This window comes from Lacrimispora sp. YZC11 (assembly GCF_057543815.1).
In genome coordinates this window covers 149,763-167,510 of the sequence record NZ_BAAJYQ010000017.1, presented here as the reverse complement: position 1 = coordinate 167,510, position 17,748 = coordinate 149,763, and the positions used below count along the sequence as shown (strand labels likewise).

15 protein-coding genes are annotated in these 17,748 nt (G+C 42.3%); 14 read left to right on the top strand and 1 reads right to left on the bottom strand.

Features of this window, described 5'->3' with window-relative positions:
- Positions 1–25 precede the first annotated feature (25 nt).
- From AC27IJ_RS20045 to AC27IJ_RS19985, 13 genes are all read left to right on the top strand, one after another.
- A complete protein-coding gene (locus AC27IJ_RS20045; RefSeq protein WP_487150527.1) occupies positions 26–1,372 on the top strand; it encodes a glucose-6-phosphate isomerase in 1,347 nt (448 codons plus the stop codon).
- 195 nt (positions 1,373–1,567) lie between these two features.
- A complete protein-coding gene (locus tag AC27IJ_RS20040; protein ID WP_487150525.1) occupies positions 1,568–2,338 on the top strand; it encodes a DUF6612 family protein in 771 nt (256 codons plus the stop codon).
- A gap of 593 nt (positions 2,339–2,931) precedes the next feature.
- Positions 2,932–4,170: an ABC transporter substrate-binding protein gene (locus tag AC27IJ_RS20035; protein ID WP_312445465.1), complete on the top strand. Its 1,239-nt coding sequence runs from the start codon at positions 2,932–2,934 to the stop codon at positions 4,168–4,170.
- Between the two features lie 104 nt (positions 4,171–4,274).
- A complete protein-coding gene (locus tag AC27IJ_RS20030; RefSeq protein WP_312445466.1) occupies positions 4,275–5,195 on the top strand; it encodes a carbohydrate ABC transporter permease in 921 nt (306 codons plus the stop codon).
- Complete coding sequence (locus AC27IJ_RS20025; protein WP_312445467.1) at positions 5,195–6,016, top strand: carbohydrate ABC transporter permease; 822 nt, start codon at positions 5,195–5,197, stop codon at positions 6,014–6,016. The genes AC27IJ_RS20030 and AC27IJ_RS20025 overlap by 1 nt, the downstream gene beginning before the upstream one ends.
- A gap of 97 nt (positions 6,017–6,113) precedes the next feature.
- A complete protein-coding gene (locus tag AC27IJ_RS20020; RefSeq protein WP_312445468.1) occupies positions 6,114–9,104 on the top strand; it encodes a glycoside hydrolase family 2 TIM barrel-domain containing protein in 2,991 nt (996 codons plus the stop codon).
- A 25-nt stretch (positions 9,105–9,129) separates the two neighbouring features.
- On the top strand, positions 9,130–11,451 hold the full coding sequence (locus tag AC27IJ_RS20015; RefSeq protein ID WP_487150521.1) for a glycoside hydrolase family 65 protein: 2,322 nt from the start codon (positions 9,130–9,132) through the stop codon (positions 11,449–11,451).
- A 13-nt stretch (positions 11,452–11,464) separates the two neighbouring features.
- Positions 11,465–12,316, top strand: a complete 852-nt coding sequence (locus tag AC27IJ_RS20010; protein ID WP_312445470.1) for a DMT family transporter — start codon at positions 11,465–11,467, stop codon at positions 12,314–12,316.
- Positions 12,317–12,337: 21 nt separating this feature from the next.
- On the top strand, positions 12,338–12,979 hold the full coding sequence (gene pgmB, locus AC27IJ_RS20005) for a beta-phosphoglucomutase (RefSeq protein WP_312445471.1): 642 nt from the start codon (positions 12,338–12,340) through the stop codon (positions 12,977–12,979).
- 66 nt (positions 12,980–13,045) lie between these two features.
- On the top strand, positions 13,046–14,047 hold the full coding sequence (locus AC27IJ_RS20000; protein ID WP_312445473.1) for a LacI family DNA-binding transcriptional regulator: 1,002 nt from the start codon (positions 13,046–13,048) through the stop codon (positions 14,045–14,047).
- Positions 14,048–14,202: 155 nt separating this feature from the next.
- On the top strand, positions 14,203–14,646 hold the full coding sequence (locus AC27IJ_RS19995) for a MarR family winged helix-turn-helix transcriptional regulator (RefSeq protein ID WP_487150517.1): 444 nt from the start codon (positions 14,203–14,205) through the stop codon (positions 14,644–14,646).
- Positions 14,647–14,679: 33 nt separating this feature from the next.
- Positions 14,680–15,270 carry a CDP-alcohol phosphatidyltransferase family protein gene (locus tag AC27IJ_RS19990; RefSeq protein ID WP_312445475.1) on the top strand — a complete coding sequence of 197 codons (591 nt, stop codon included), beginning with the start codon at positions 14,680–14,682 and terminating at the stop codon, positions 15,268–15,270.
- Positions 15,260–16,081: a glycosyltransferase family 8 protein gene (locus AC27IJ_RS19985; RefSeq protein WP_487150515.1), complete on the top strand. Its 822-nt coding sequence runs from the start codon at positions 15,260–15,262 to the stop codon at positions 16,079–16,081. The genes AC27IJ_RS19990 and AC27IJ_RS19985 overlap by 11 nt, the downstream gene beginning before the upstream one ends.
- A 109-nt stretch (positions 16,082–16,190) precedes the next feature.
- On the opposite strand, the gene AC27IJ_RS19980 is transcribed toward AC27IJ_RS19985, so the two are convergent.
- Positions 16,191–16,457: a hypothetical protein gene (locus AC27IJ_RS19980; RefSeq protein WP_312445479.1), complete on the bottom strand. Its 267-nt coding sequence runs from the start codon at positions 16,455–16,457 to the stop codon at positions 16,191–16,193.
- Between the two features lie 169 nt (positions 16,458–16,626).
- On the opposite strand from AC27IJ_RS19980, the gene AC27IJ_RS19975 reads away from it, so the two are divergent.
- On the top strand, positions 16,627–17,718 hold the full coding sequence (locus AC27IJ_RS19975) for a hypothetical protein (protein WP_312445481.1): 1,092 nt from the start codon (positions 16,627–16,629) through the stop codon (positions 17,716–17,718).
- Positions 17,719–17,748 lie beyond the last annotated feature (30 nt).

Below are 17,748 nucleotides of genomic sequence, written 5' to 3'. Positions count from 1 at the left end.
TAAAAGGAAAAGGAGAATAATAGCAATGGGAAATATAATTTTTGATTATTCCAGGGCAACAGGCTTTGTATCAGCAGAGGAAATGGAGAATATGAAGGCCACAGTTATGTGTGCAAAGAATATGCTGATGGACAAATCCGGTGCAGGCAATGATTTCTTAGGTTGGATCGACCTTCCGGTGGATTATGATAAGGAAGAATTCCACAGAATAAAGACGGCAGCAGAGAAGATTCAAAATGATTCTGATGTTCTGCTGGTCATCGGTATCGGTGGTTCCTATCTTGGAGCCAGGGCAGCCATAGAATTTTTATCCCACAGCTTTTACAATGTATTGCCAAAAGGAAAACGTAAAACTCCGGAGATCTATTTCGTTGGAAACAGTATTAGCAGCAAATACATCCATGATTTAAAAGATGTGCTGGAAGGAAAGGATTTCTCCGTTAATATTATATCAAAGTCCGGTACGACCACAGAACCGGCAATCGCTTTCCGGGTATTTAAGGATATGCTGATTGAAAAATATGGCCGTGAGGAGGCAAATAAAAGGATTTATGCCACCACGGATAAGGCAAGGGGCGCACTGAAGAATCTGGCTGACGAGGAAGGCTATGAATCCTTCGTGGTTCCGGATGACGTAGGAGGACGTTTCTCAGTGCTTACAGCAGTCGGCCTTCTTCCGATTGCAGTGTCCGGCGCTGATATTGATAAATTAATGGAAGGCGCGGAGGCGGCCAGGAAGGAAGTCCTGGAAACGCCCTATGAGTCAAACGGCGCCCTTCAGTATGCGGCTGTGCGCAATATCCTGCTTCGTAAAGGGAAAACAGTGGAGATCGTGGCAAACTATGAGCCAAGCCTTCATTATGTTTCCGAGTGGTGGAAGCAGTTGTTTGGAGAAAGTGAAGGAAAGGATCAACGGGGGATCTTTCCTGCCGCAGTGGATTTGACCACAGATCTCCACTCTATGGGACAGTTTATTCAGGATGGTGCCAGAATTATGTTTGAAACCGTACTGGAGATGGAAGAATCTCCTGCGGAAATCCTGCTTAAGGAAGAAGAAGTTGATACTGACGGTATGAACTATCTTGCAGGAAAGAGTGTAGATTTTGTGAATAAAAGTGCTATGAACGGAACCATTCTGGCTCATACCGACGGGAACGTGCCTAACCTGATGGTCAGGATTCCTAAACAGGATGAGTACAGCCTGGGGCAGCTGTTCTACTTCTTTGAATATGCATGCGGGATCAGCGGATATATTTTGGGCGTAAATCCGTTTAACCAGCCGGGAGTGGAAAGCTATAAGAAGAATATGTTCGCACTCCTTGGAAAACCGGGATATGAGAAGGAAAGAGAGGAGCTCTTAAAGAGATTATAGGATGTTGGCAGACAGCGCCGGTGTTCTGGTCCAGACTTTTATTAAAGGTCGGGCCGGGACACCGGCGTTTTTATAAACTTTGGTTTTATTGGAAATAATAAAGAGATATTTAAGAAAATTTTAGATATGAAATAATAGTGCAGTATAGTATACTTAAAGTGCGTGAATAAAAACACATGATTGAAGGAGGAAGATATGAAAAAATGTTTGTTGCTTTTCCTTGCTTTGGCCACGACCCTGTCATTGGCTGCCTGCAAGGGAGAAAAGGATCCTAAGGTGCTCTATGATGAGGCTTCGAAAAAAACATCGGAGCTGGCCTCTATGGATGTGATCTCTGTGATTAATATGCAGATGACCCAGGGAGAGGACACCACGGATATTAAAATGGATTTGGATATGAAGATGGCGGACATAAACACGGAGAAGATGAGATACCTTGCACAGGGAACCACTTCGTTTATGGACCAGAATCTGGATATACTCATGTATTATGAGAACGGGTATTATTATATGGATTCCATGGGCCAGAAGGTGAAATACGCCATGGATTTAGATGCGATTATGAAACAGGTAAAGCAGAGCACAGAAGGTGCAAGTGTAGATTCTACTTATTTAAAGGACATCACGGCAAAGAAGGATGGAGCGAACCAGATTCTTACCTTTAACGTTGATGCTGAAAAGATGGATGCCTACGTACAGGATATGATGGCTCAGTTAGGAACCAATATGGACGGTGTAACCTACTCCATCAAAGAGGCCAGCGGAGAGGCGACAGTGAATAAGGAGGGGTATTTTACCAGTTCAAAGATCAAGATGTCCCTTGAAATGAACGCTCAGGGTGAAACGATAGCCATGGTCATGGATACGGATTCCACTTATAATAATCCTGGTCAGACTGTTGAAGTCACGGCACCGGATCTGGAGGGATATACGGAAATCGATGCCAGCGCGTTGGGGACCCAGTAAATAGACTGCAATAAAAATTCCCCATCATTAGCTCGCACCTAATAAAGAAGTGTTAAGGAACATTCAGAAAGGCAAAGGCATTGGAAGCGGCAGGATTTGCCAAATAGCTTCCGCCTTTGCCTTTTATAAATATTCCAGGTTTATCTCTATGTGGAAGCGGCATACATTCGTTCAGAACTGCCATTAACTCCATTTACCATTGCAAGAAAGTCTCAACCGCACTTATCATTATATTCTGTATGGTCTGTTATTTAATATATCTTTTTAAACCCATATTACCTAAATCTTTTCTGGAAAAATTTGAATAGTACTTTGCTGCCAGCATTTGAATATCCATCACCATACCTTAATTATGGCAATGGTGTAAGAATATTGCCTTTAAATATTAGTAAAACCAGGTAAATATTTACTAGATGAATATTTGCGACAAGTAAAGATGGTTTGAATTAATTATAGAAACAGGTAATTATGCACAAATACAACGTAAGAAAAATGTTAATAATAGAAGAAAATACAAGAATTTAGTTAAAAACATTGAAAAATTACTTAGTAAATTATATAATGATTTTATCGAAAAAAGAGGAGGTATTTTTATGAAAAGAAAGTTGGCTGCATTATGTATGTTATCTCTGACAGTAGTAACCGTATTAAGTGGATGCGGCGGAAGTAAAGCCAATCAGGATACAGCGAAAGGCGGAAAAACTAAAATCCGTTTTGCGTCCTGGGATGTGGCAGAAGATGTAGACCGCCAGCAGGAACTGGTGAATAAGTTTAATTCGGCACATGAGGACATTGAAGTAGCTTTAGAAGCCTATGGACAAGATTTCGATACAAAAATCAGTGCAGGCATGGGGTCCGGGGATACTCCTGATGTCATGTATATGTGGAATTATCCGGCATATTATCAGGGGTTAGAACCGCTGGATAGCTTCATTGAAAAAGAAGGGGAAGCATATAAAGCAAATTTCTATGATACCTTATGGAATTACAATTCCATGGATGGACAGGTATATGGTATTCCGATCGGATTTACAACACACACCTTGTTCTATAATAAGGATTTATTCCAGGAAGCAGGAATTCCTGAGCCTACCAATGATTGGACATGGGATGATTTACAGCAGGCGGCAAAGACCATATCTGAAAAAACTTCTGCAAAAGGCTTCGCATTCCCGATGAAGCCGGATCCATATGATTATGAAATGTATTTATGGAGCAATGGAGCGGCGTATTGTGATAAAGAGGGTAAGCTGGAGGGAAATATTAATTCCAAAGAATCAGAGGAAGTATTTCAGATGTTCCAGGATATGGAGAAAGAAGGGTATGCTGTCGCCACGGAAAAAAACGGAACTGATGAATTCCGTTCCGGTGCTGTGGCAATGTATGTTTATGGTGCGTGGTCAATTAATTCCTTAAAAGAAGACGGGTTAAACTACGGCGTGGTTGCAATTCCTGCTTTTGCCAATGCAGGGAAAGATTCTGTCAGCATTTTAAGTTCATCCGGTATTTCCATTTCTAAAGACAGTAAGAATAAAGAAGCTGCATGGGAATTTGTGAAATTCTGGACCAATGAAGAATCCAATAAAGCACGTATTGGTTTGGAATTACCGGTACTAAGCAGTGTTGTAGAATCAGAAAAGATTATGGAGCAGCCGGAATATGCGCCATTCTACTTAATGCTTGAACAAAGCACCGGTTATACTTCTGCAAGTTTTATTATTAAAGAGTGGTCTGAATTATCAGAAAACCTGTCCTTATCCTTTGAAGAAGTATTTAATCCAAGTTCTCTACAGAGCGTACCGGATGTATTGAACAGTGCAGCACAGCAGTAAAACAAAATAGAAAAGGAGAATTTGGCCGTCTGGTGAATCGTCACCAGATAGCCAGATTCCTCTATGGGGCTACGAAAAAGAATCAGCTTAATGGGAGAAACGCTATGAAGCAAAAAAAGTTTATAAGGAATGCAACTCCGTACTTCTTCATTACTCCGTGGATTATTGGGTTTTTAGTATTTACAATCGGACCGCTTATTCTGTCCCTGGGCATGAGCTTTTTTGACTGGCCATTGACGTCTGATCCGGTATTTAAGGGGGTCGGCAATTATACTGAGATGTTTACAAAAGATACTCAGTTCTGGAAATCCCTGACGATCAGCTTAAAGTATGCAGCGATTTTTGTACCACTTAATATGGCGATTGCGCTGTTTCTTGCAATGTTGATCTCACAGCCGGTAACTGGTGTAAAAATGTACCGTACGATTTTCTATATACCTGCAGTTATTTCCGGCGTAGCAGTATCGATTATCTGGGGCTGGATTTTAAATGGGGACTACGGCGTATTGAATTATTTATTATCCTTACTGGGGATTACAGGCCCCAGGTGGCTGGTAGACCCTGCCTGGGCGCTGTTTGCAGTTGTTTTGGCCAGTGCTTTTGGTGTAGGGACGATGATGCTTATTTTTTACACGGATATTAAGAATATATCAATTGATTTATATGAAGCATCATCTTTAGACGGAGCCAGTCCGGCAAGACAGTTTTTCAGTATTACGCTGCCGATTATTACACCTACCATTTTGTTTAATTTAATCACTTCTGTTATCAGTTCTTTCCAGCAGGTGACGCTGGTAATGCTGCTGACCGGGGGCGGACCGTTAAAATCCACTTATTTCTATGGGCTGTATACCTATAACAATGCGTTTAAGCACCATAAGCTGGGCTATGCAAGTGCCAATGCATGGGTGATGTTTATTATTATATTGGTTCTGACGGCACTGATCTTTAAGTCTTCTTCTACATGGGTATTCTATGAAACGGAAGCAAAGAATGGAAAGAAGAAAAGGGGAGGTAAAAAATAATGAAGATGTCCATAAAATCGAAAGTGATTATCTATACCCTGCTGACTGCTGTTGCAGTTTACTTTCTTGCACCTTTTATTTATATGTTTTTTACAGCCTTTAAGACGGAAGCAGAAGCCATTGCCTATCCTCCCCGGCTATTTCCTTCGAAATGGCTGTTTGAAAATTTTAAAAATGCATGGGAATCTCAGCCCTTTGGTACATACTTAAAAAATTCTATTATCATTACGGTTATGACGACTGCAGGGCAGATCCTTTCCTGTTCCCTGGTGGCATATGGTTTTGCGAGGTTTGAATTTAAAGGAAAAAACCTGTTATTTATGATTTTGCTTTCTACTATGATGATTCCATGGGATGTTACCATGATACCACAATATATGGAATTTAATTTATTTGGCTGGATTAACACATTAAAACCGCTGATTGTGCCGGCATGGTTTGGCTCTGCCTACTATATTTTCTTAATGAGGCAATTCTTAATGGGGGTTCCCAAGGACTTTGAAGAGGCGGCGCGAATTGATGGTGCCAATGCATTTCAGATTTATTGGAAGATTTTTATGCCGATCTTAAAGCCCTCCCTCATTCTGGTAGGTGTCTTAAATATGATTTCGGTGTGGAATGATTATCTTGGACCATTGATTTTCCTTCATGACAGAAGTAAATATACACTTGCTTTAGGTCTTGCAACCTTTAAGGGAGTTCACAGCACACGGATTATCCCTATGCTTTGTATTACAATCATTATGATTATCCCGCCAATTATTATATTTATTGTTGCGCAAAAGTATATTGTAGAAGGGACAAGTGGTTCTATTAAATAGAAAGAGCAGCCGGGTTAAGTATTTCATGTGCATTGATGCACTGTTTTCTTCCCGGCTATATATTTGTTTGACACAAACATATAGAGGAGAAACAAAGATGATAAGGCGAACAAAAAAGAGATGGGAAGACCAGGCGCTGGGACATATTGGAAGAAGGGAAGCCCGTACAGAATTTTATAAAGATTCTGCTTCCAGAATTAATCTAAATGGAGAGTGGAGATTCCTCTATTTGGAAGCGCCGGAACTGTCACCGGAAGGATTTATGAACAAAGCAACAGGAACAGACTGGGATATCATTGATGTGCCTTCTGTGTGGCAGTTAAGAGGATATGACCGGATGCACTATACGGATGTGTTATATTTGTTTCCAGTCAATCCGCCTTTTGTACCTTCAGAAAATCCCACCGGAATTTATAAAAAAACAGTCCACATCAACAGGGAGTGGATTCAGAATGATACTATATTAAAGTTTCACGGTGTGGACAGTGCATTTGATGTATGGATCAATGGAACTCATGCAGGATACAGCAAGGTCAGCCGCCTTCCAAGTGAATTCGATATTACGGCCTATATCCAGGAAGGGGAAAATGACATTACAGTACGGGTTTACAAATGGTCGGATGGAACCTATTTGGAAGACCAGGATATGTGGTGGCTTTCCGGGATTTATCGTGATGTGGAATTAATCAATGAACCGAAAGACAGTATCATTGATTGTACAGTGGATGGGGAGCTGGACAGCTCTTATATAAATGGGATATTAAGGGCAGATATAACCACAAAGCGGGAAATTTGTGGTGGTACATGGAAATTAGAAAGAGATGGAAAGGCGGTTACCAGCGGCACCTTTCAGGCAAAAGAGGGAAAGGCACACGTAACAGAGATCATTCCAGATGCAGACCTTTGGACGGCAGAAACCCCTAATTTATATGTATTAACAGTATCTGCGGATAAGCATGAAATCGTAGTGCGTGTTGGATTTCGAAAGGTTGAAATAAAAGATAATAACTTTATGGTAAATAATCAGGTGATTCTGTTAAATGGTGTGAATCATCATGACTTCCATCCCAAAGAAGGACGCTGTGTCACGCGGTCACAGATGGAAGCAGATATCATGCTTATGAAACAGTATAATATCAATGCACTGCGCTGTTCCCACTATCCTGCCAGTGGATATCTATATGATTTATGTGATGAATATGGGCTCTATGTGATTGATGAGGCAGATTTAGAATGCCATGGATTTGAATGGGTAGAGAGGTATGACTGGATTACAAATGACCCGTCCTGGGAAGAAGCCTATGTGGACAGAAGCGTGCGCATGGTAAAGCGGGACAGGAATCATCCATGCATTATCATGTGGTCCATGGGAAATGAATCCAGCTTTGGCTGTAATTTCAGAAGTGCTGCCAAGGCAATAAAAGATCTGGATGCTACAAGGCTGCTCCACTATGAGGGAGATTATGAAGCAGAAGTGACTGACGTTTATTCTACCATGTACACAAGGCTGAAAAGGTTGAAAGAGATCGGAGAAACTGATTCTAAAGGGAATAAACCCCACGTTATGTGCGAATATGGACACGCAATGGGAAATGGACCGGGTGGATTAAAGGCATATCAGGAGATGTACCGCAAATATAAACGGCTTCAAGGCGGTTTTTTATGGGAATGGTATGACCATGGAATTTATACCGAAGAAGAAAAGGGAACTTACTACCGCTATGGGGGGGATTACGGGGATTTTCCCACCAACGGGAATTTCTGTATCGATGGGCTGTTAATGCCTGACAGAAGCCCTTCTCCTGCCATGCTGGAATATAAACAGGTCATTGCGCCGGTGGAAGTGACAAGGATAAGTGCTGGGCGGGAGATTCTTGTAAGGAACTATTATGACTTCCTGACCTTAAGCCATGTTTCTTTACGGTGGGAGATCCAGGCGGAAGAACATATCATTCAGGAAGGATGCATTTCTCATATGACTGCTCTTCCTCATGAAGCTGAGAAGGTAACCATACCCTTCCTTCCGTTCATGCCAGAAGCAAATACCGATTACTATCTGAATATAACGGTCTGCCAGAAAGAGGATGCAAACTTTGCAAAAGCCGGCCATGAAATTTTAAAAGTACAGTTTCCATTGGATATAAGTTGTGATGTACTGGAGGAACGTCCCAAAGGAGAACCATTGAAAGTATCTGAAACAGCGGATATCCTCAAGGTAGGAAATGGGGCAGTCACGGTAACATTCCATAAAATATTTGGGAAACTGCTGTCTGTTGCGGCAGAAGATCAGGAATATTTAAGTGAAGGTCCGGTGATGAGCGTATACCGTGCCACCATTGATAATGATATGTATAAAAAAGAGGATTGGATGAATCAACATTTTATTCAGAAATCCAGTGAACAGACAGAATATTTTACCTATGAAACAGGGGCTGATAAAGTGGTTGTTTCTATTGGAAAATATTTTGGATGTTTAAATCAGTCCTGGGGCTTTGAATGTGACTATGAATATACCATCTATTCCTGCGGTCAGGTCAAGGTGAATTTACAGGGCAAGGCCATTCAGAGAGGAAAACTGGAACCTTCTTTCCTTCCCAGAATCGGTGTGGTCATGAAGGGGAATCAGTCCCTGCAAAAGGCTGTGTGGTATGGTCTTGGACCGGGTGAAAACTATTCTGACAGCAAAGCCGCCAGCATTATGGGGATTTATTCCAGCTCTGTGGATGGAATGGGAACCAACTATGTATTTCCCCAGGAAAATGGACACAGGGAAGAAGTTAAATGGTTTGGAATAGGAGATGGGAATAAGAGTCTGTTATGTAAAATGGAAGCACCTTTGGGACTGAATCTGGCAAATTATACAGATGGAAGCCTGGAAGAGGCAAAGCACCCATTCCAGATACAACGGGCAGACCATGTTGAAATCCATTTGGATTATTTACAGTCCGGCCTTGGAAGCAATAGCTGCGGAGAGGAACAGATGGAAGAATTTAAAGTAAAGCTTCAGGATTTTTCTATGGAATTTGTGATGCAGGTGGTTGCCGACGGGGAAATAAGGAAGGAAGCAAAGAAGCGTTATTTGGACTAGGAAGAGATAAAGGAGCAGTCAAAGAATGATAAAAGAGAGATTTTCAGGAAAATTAAATGAGATGCTAAGCTCCGATGACTGGATGATTCTGCAGCCGGAATATGATCCGGAAGAAAATCTGAAATTTGAAAGTTTATTCAGTTTATCCAATGGTTATCTGGGAATCCGGGGAAGTTATGAAGAAGGCGGGAAAATAACTCTTCCGTATTTATATATTAACGGTGTATTTGATAAATCAGAAACCTTTATGAGGGAGCTTGCTGCTCTTCCTAATTGGCTTGGGATAAAGCTTACCATTGAAAAAGAGCTGATTGGAATAGAGAACTGCCAGATTCTTAAGTTTTCCAGGGTCCTAGATATGAAACAGGCCCTTCTTGCAAAAAGTTATATATTGCGGGATAAAAAGGGAAGAGAAACCCTGGTGGAAGGAATCCGGTTTGTGAGCCGTGCCAATGTACACCGTATGGGAATCAAACTATATGTCACACCGTTAAATTACAGCGGGATCATAGAAGTGGAAAATATCATTGACGGTACGATTATTAACTTCCATGATGCCCCTCGTTTTAAAGTAAAACATACATATATAACAGCGAATGAAACGCTGGATAAAGACGGTATTTATATGGAAGTGGCTACCAGGGATGATCACCTTCATGTAGGTTCCGGATGCCGGATCGAAGCCTATAAAAACGGTAAGGGAATTATGAAAAACCGGATGTTCCATGCTTTTGGGGAACAAGGGGTGGAGTTTGGTGATTTTGATGCCATAGAAGGGGAAACCGTAGAAATCATAAAATATGTGTCCATGTATACAGAACGTGATGCAGCAAGATATGCACTTCATATGACGGTAAAAGAAGAACTGGATGGATTTTTGGAAACAGGTTTTGAAGAAGAGCTGGCAGCCCATAGGGCGGTTTATGAGGAGATGTGGAAAGCCGCGGATATCCGTATAGCAGGAGATTTTGAGCTGGACCGTGCAGTCCGTTTTAATATTTTCCATTTAATGAGCACAGGCAATGAGAGAGATGCCAGGGTCAATGTGGGCGCGAAGCTCCTTTCCGGTGAAGAATACGGCGGACATGCCTTTTGGGATACAGAAATTTTCATGCTTCCCTTTTTTGCATACGTTTTCCCTAAAACGGCAAAAAATCTGGAATCTTACCGATATCATCTGCTGGATGCAGCAAGGGCAAATGCCAGAAAAAACGGCTATAAAGGAGCACAATACCCATGGGAATCTGCGGATGACGGCACAGAGCAGTGTCCTGATTGGACCATTGAGCCGGATGGTTCCTGTTACCGCTGTTATGTAGCAATTTATGAGCATCACGTGACGGCAGCAGTTGCTTATGGCATTTATAATTATGTGAAAATAACCAGAGACATAGATTTTTTACTGAACCAGGGAGCGGAGATTTTAACTGAGACAGCAAGGTTTTGGGCCAGCCGGTGTGAATATGTCGCAGAAAAGGACCGCTATGAGATTAACCAGGTAACCGGCCCTGATGAATGGCATGAACCGGTAAATAACAATCTCTATACGAATTATCTGGCGAAATGGAATCTGCGCTATGTGATTTCCTTAATTGATACCCTTAAGAAAGAGCATGCCAATGAATATGATACATTGATCCGGAAAACAGGGTTAACGGCCCAGGAAATTGATAATTGGGAGATTGTCCAGGAGAAGATGTACCTTCCGAGAAAAGAAGGCGGGGGCTTGTTGGAGCAGTTTGAAGGTTACTTTGCACTTGACAATGTGGTGATCGAGAAATACGATGAAAATGACTGGCCGATTCGTCCGGAAGCCTTGAAAACCAAGAGGGCAAGTCAGACACAGTTGATTAAACAGGCAGATGTTGTCATGCTGCTGCACTTAATGGGAGAAGAATTCTCGGAAGAAGAAATAGGTCAAAATTACGAGTATTATGAGAAACGTACCCTTCATGGATCTTCTTTAAGCCCAAGCATTTACTCTGTTATGGGATTAAAGGTTGGAGATGATTCCAAGGCGTACCGGTATTTAAAAAGAGCCGCCTTCCTGGATTTGCTGAACTTACAGAAAAACACAAGGGAAGGGATTCACGCTGCCAATACGGGAGGCGTATGGCAGACCGTGGTATTTGGCTTTGCCGGGGTTTCCATTGGGGAAGACGGTATGCTGGCTGTCCGCCCTAACATGCCAAAGGAATGGGAGGGGCTGGAATTTTGCCTCCACTATCTGAATTCCTGGTTAAAGATCACTATCAACAGGGATAACAGTGTCTTAGTGGAGGTATTGGACGGGGAAGCCCTGGAAGTAAAGGTGAATGGGCAGATCATAAAGGCATCCAGGGAATAGAGAGGACATGTTCATGAAAAAAAGGCTTGCAATCGGGGGGCTTATCTTAGTAACCATCATATGGGGCGGCGGCTTTGTTGCCAGCGACATGGCTCTGGAGAGTATGAGACCATTCCAGATTATGGCGGTCCGTTTTCTATTAGGCACTATTTTAATGGGGCTGATCAGCATCCGGTCCTTAAAAGGAATCACAAAATCAGAAGTAAAGGCAGGGGGGCTCATGGGACTCGCCCTCTTTGCCGGATTTGCATTTCAGATTGTGGGGCTGCAATACACCACGCCCTCTAAAAATGCTTTTTTAACAGCTTTAAATGTAGTGATTGTTCCCTTTATTTCATTTCTGATCTTAAAAAAGAAAATAGGAGCAAGAGGGATAGCCGGGGCATTGATGTCCATAGCAGGTGTGGCCCTGCTGTCATTGGAACGCAATTTTTCCTTAGGCTTAGGGGACGGTCTGACCCTTATTTGTGCAGTTGGGTTTGCATTTCAAATATTTCTTACAAGTGAATTTGTAAAGAAATACCGTGCGACTGTATTGAATTTTATTCAGATGATAACCGCATTCTTTTTATCTTTCATCAGCCTGATGGCTTTTGGAGAGACGCAGTATCACGTGACAGGGAAAGGAATATTAAGTGTGCTTTATTTAGGCGTGATCAGCACAACGATATGCTACCTGCTTCAGACAGCCAGCCAGAAATATGTGGATGAAACAAAAGCGGCCATTATTCTGTCCCTGGAGTCTGTATTTGGAACACTGTTTTCTATTCTGATTCTTGGGGAAATCGTCACCCCCCGCATGTTGGCGGGCAGCATAATCATCTTAGGAGCAGTTGTAATATCAAACCTTTCAGAAGCCGGGTAAGTAGAATAGGAGGAATTCCTTATGAAATATAAGGCAGTTATTTTTGATTTGGATGGGGTTATCTGCCATACGGACAGATACCATTATCAGGCATGGAAGCAGGTCGCAGATGAACTGGGCGTTTATTTTGATGAAGAAATCAATAACCGTTTGCGGGGAATAAGCCGCATGGAAAGCCTTGAGATTATTTTAGAGAATTATCACGGGATCTTAAAACAGGAAGAAAAGACGTTATTAGCAGAAAAGAAAAATGAGATCTATAAGGAATTATTGAAACATATGAGCCCGAAGGATCTTTCCAAAGAAGTAAAGGCAACACTGGATGCCCTCCGCTTAAAAGGGCTGAAGCTTGGCATTGGCTCTTCCAGTAAGAATGCAGGATTTATCTTAGAGCGCCTTGGCCTTTTTGGGTACTTTGATGCCATTTCGGATGGAAATAATATTACTAATTCCAAGCCTGACCCGGAAGTGTTTATAAAAGCAGCCAGGTTCCTTTTTGAGGACCCGAAAGACTGCCTTGTGGTAGAAGATGCCAAAGCCGGATTAGAGGCTGCCAAAGCCGGAAATATGGACTGTGGGGCGATTGGGGATGGAATGTCCTGCAACATTGCAACTTATCAATTAAACACATTCTCAGATCTGCTGAAAATCGTAGAACCATGATAGTTGCGGCACAATATCAGATATGATAAAATGAGGACAATATATGAAGCGAGGAAGGATAAAATAGTGGCAACAATTAAAGAAATAGCTGAAATGGCAGGCGTTTCTGCTGCGACCGTATCTCGTGTCCTTAATTTTGATGACACGTTAAATGTACAGGACGAGACGAAACAAAGGGTGTTTGAGGCCGCAGAACGATTAGAATATCAGATGCGGGACAAGAAAAAGTATAAAAAGAAATTAAAGCTTGGCATGATATCCTCCTATTCCCTGGAAGAGGAATTAGAAGATACCTTTTATCTATCTGTACGAATCGCAATAGAGAGGAAAATAGAAGAGGAAGGGTTTAAAAAGTTTCCGGTCAATTTAGGGGATTCAGTGGAAAGCACATCGAATCTGGACGGATTGATCTGCCTTGGGACCTTTAGTGAATCCATGGTAGACAAGGTAAAAGCCTTTCATAAGCCGGCTGTTTTTGTGGATGCATTAGGTGACTTGGATTTGTTTGATTCCGTGGTAACAGATTTAAGACACTCTGTAAAGAAGGTGCTCAGCTATTTTTTACAGGAAGGCCACAATAAGATCGCATTTATCGGAGGCCGTGATGTGGATGTGGATGGGAAAGAGGTGGTGGATTTAAGAGTTCCTATTTATCGTTCCTTCATGGAAGAGAGAGGGATTTTAAATGAGGAATATATTAAAATAGGCGGCTATACACCCAAGCACGGATACAGGCTTGGAAAGGAACTCCTGGCATTGGATGAAAGACCAAGCGCTATCTTTACAGCAAATGATTCTTTAGCCGTTGGCTGCTATAAAGCCATACAGGAGGCTGGTCTTGGAATTCCAGCAGATATCAGCGTGATCGGGTTTAATGATATCTCCATAGCTAAATATTTGATTCCTCCTCTTACAACCGTTCATATTTATATGGATTTTATGGGCTCTCAGGCGGTAAGTATACTTGCGGAAAGGATATATTCCGGCCGTGAGATCAGTATGCATATTTCCTTACCTACAAAATTGATTGTTAGGGGAAGTGTCAGTAAATGGAAGGGTGAGAATTAGGATCTGCCAGCCCTTTAAAGATGCTGTTTCTTCGCGTTTATGCGGAAGAAACAGCATTTTTTGTAGATTTTATAAATCTGCTTGACAAGTATCTGATTTCAGACTAAACTTTAAGTGTCCGAAATCGGATACTTTATGATAGAGGAGATTCTGGAATGGATGATCAAATCAAAAAGCAACAGGGAATTTTAAACCAACATGAAAAGGAACTTACAGCCATCTATCGCAATGCTGCTATAAAATCCGGAATTTCAGACAGTGAACTTTGGGTATGGTATGCCCTTTTGGTCTTGGGAGGTGAGTATTCCCAGCAAAATATCTGCGATATATGGTCTTTGCCGAAACAAACCGTCAACTCCGTAATCGCAAATTTAACAAAAAAAGGCTATGTATTTTTGGAAACAGTTCCTGGCACACGAAACCGGAAAATCATCCGTCTGACCGAAGCAGGAAAAGAGTTTGGTGAAAACAGGGTTCTGCATATATATGAAGCAGAACAGAGAGCCATTGAAAAGATGCCGGAGCAGGAGCTTAAGACATTTATCGCATTGATGGGAAAATATATTACCCTATTGCGTGAAGAAATAAATAAAGAGTAAAGCAGGTTATGAAAACAAGCAGAAAGGAGAATTATGAATCGAGAACCCCAAAATAAGATCCTGACAATCCCCAATATGCTTTCCGCTTTTCGCATATGCATGATACCGCTTCTAGTCTGGTTATACTACGTAAAGCAGGATTATTTATGGACAGGAGGCCTGTTGATCCTGTCTGGCCTGACAGATGTTGTGGATGGTTTTATTGCAAGACGTTTTCATATGATCAGTAATTTGGGCAAGGTATTAGACCCAATTGCTGATAAGCTGACCCAGGGGGCTATGCTCTTTTGCCTTGTCACCCGCTTTCCCTTTATGATGGCGCCGCTTGTACTTTTGATTCTGAAAGAGATATTTGCAGGAATCACAGGCTTTTTGGTGATCCGGAACACGGGGCAGGTTTTCGGAGCAAATTGGCATGGAAAAGCAGCCACCATTCTGCTTTATGCCATGATGATCCTTCATGTGATATGGAATGACATTCCCAGGATATTATCGGATATCCTTATTGCAATTTGCATCGTAATGATGTTAGTTTCCCTTGTTCTTTACGGAATTCGTAATGTTTTGGCATTGAAGAATACAAACACAACTTTGCCAGGGAAGGAGAAGAATCATGCAAAATGACCGGATCAATCTGCTTGTAACCTTTGATAAAAACTATATAAAACCGTTTCAAACCATGCTAATGTCTCTGATTAATAATAATCCGCGGGAAACCGTACACGTCTGGCTTCTGCATAGCGCGATTCCCCAGGAGGAGCTGCAAGCTCTGGAGGAATACTGTGGCTTGCACTGCGTACCCTTAACTCCTCTGAAAGTAGACCGTGCAATATTCCAGAATGCCCCCATTTCAAAAAGGTATCCCCAGGAGATGTATTACCGCTTGCTGGCTCCTCATCTTCTGCCTGAGTCCTTAGAAAAGGTTCTATATCTTGATCCGGATATCCTGGTGATTAATCCCCTCCGCCCATTGTGGGATGTGGAGCTAAAAGGGCGTGCCTTTGCTGCTGCGTCTCATACCGGAATTACGGAGATAATGAATGATATCAACCGTGTAAGGCTGGGTACCGAGCACGACTATTACAATACAGGTGTTGTGCTGATGGATTTAGAAAGGGCCAGGGAGTTAGTCAGGACAGATGATATTTTTAAGTGCGTCAGTGAACACGAATCGGATCTTCTGCTCCCGGATCAGGATGTTTTTAATTTCCTGTATGGGCAGCAGACCATGCAGGTGGACGACGCCATATGGAACTATGATGCCAGGTATTATTCCAATTACCTGATAAGAAGCGGCGGCATTATTAATCTGGAGTGGGTGATGCAAAACACGGCGGTTCTTCATTTCTGCGGAAAGAGAAAACCCTGGGCAGCATCCTATTCTCATCGTTTTGGGGCCCTGTATAAGCATTATATGCAGGCCGCCGCCAGATAACAGTTTGAAACCGTAAGTGTGATCGTACGGCATAATACCAGCGAATACAACAGCAAAACGGCATAGTCAAAGCTGACTATGCCGTATGGTGCACGAACACTTCTTCCGCCTATTCTTCGATGACCTGAATTTCCAGAAAATCGAAATCAATGTGCTCTATGAAATTATCCTGGTTAAACCGGGCTTTGGAATGTTTTTGAAATTCATGTACGGTTGCATCCAACCACATGGGCTTTCCAAGATCGAACTGGAGGCAGATGTCGTCAAGCGCCTGAAAGACCATGGCAGTCCTGGAAAGACTGTAGTCGGATATGCAGATAACGGTGTCTTTCATGATCCTGGTGTCTCTCATTAATTTTGCCCACATACGAAACATAAACGAATTTTCCTTTCTGAAATAAGGGGATGCTATCAGTTGTTTTTATGATGCAACGATTATAGCATTATTACGCAGAAAAAGGCAAGAAGGAAAATGCCGGACGTTGTAAAACAATGAAAGATATGATAGAATCTTTGTAGAAAAAACCGAAGGAGGAAGACTTAAGATGGCGCAACCCATAACAGATCAGGTTGGATTTCTTGGAGAGGCCTGCAGGGCTGTCCAGGAGTTATCTACGAGCAGGAGTTTATTGGAAAAGTTCCGTCTGGAGGAGAAACGTCTGGAAAAGGAACTGGAGGCAGAAAGAAAGGCTGTGACAGATGCCATCAGCCTTACGGTGAAGAGACGGATCGAGGAAATCAGCGACACTTATGACAGGGAAATTGCCAGGGAACAAGAACGCTTAAAACGGATGAGAAGTAAGCGGGAGAAGGCGAAAACCCAGGGAGTCAGGGAGAGGATTGAAGAGGAGACGGCAGAGCTTAAGGGAAACAACCGTGAATTAATGCTGCAGATGAAGTCTGTTTTCCAGCAGGACCGGGTTCCTGGATTTTGTAAAAGCGGCTGGTATTATGCCTTATATCTTCCCAGAGGATTTTCAGAGTTCCTTGTGCTGCTTTTTAATATATTCCTTTTCTTTCTTGCAATCCCCTGTGGAATCTATCTGCTGCTTCCAGAGAAATCACCTTTCTACCTCATGGGAATTTACTTTGCTGCTATTCTGTTTTTTGGGGGCCTTTACATCCTCATCAATAATTTTACCAAGGTAAGGCATCAGGGGGCATTGAGGAAAGGAAGGTCTATCAGGGACATTATTAAGTCCAACAAACATAAGATCCGTGTTATCGTTCATTCCATAAAACGGGACCGTGATGAAGCCGTATACAATTTGGAAAAATACGATGATGAGATTGCCCGGATCGACCAGGACTTATCAGATATTGCCGATAAGAAGCGGGAAGCCTTAAATACCTTTGATAAGGTAACACGGACGATCCTGTCCGATGAGATCGCCGGCAACAGCAGGGAAAAGATCGCAATGCTTGAGAAAGATTATGAAGCGGCAGCAGCTAACGCCAAGGAGGCAGAAGTCAGGGTAAAGGAGCAGACCTTGTTTATCAATGACAACTATGCGTCCTATATTGGAAAAGAATTTATGGTTCCGGAGAGGCTTGACGAACTGGCCGATATGATCCGGATGGGCAAGGCTTCCTCCATCAGCGAAGCAAAAACCCTTTATAAGAGTCTTAAAGAATAAGGTGGAAAGCCCTGCAGCTTGCTGCAGGGC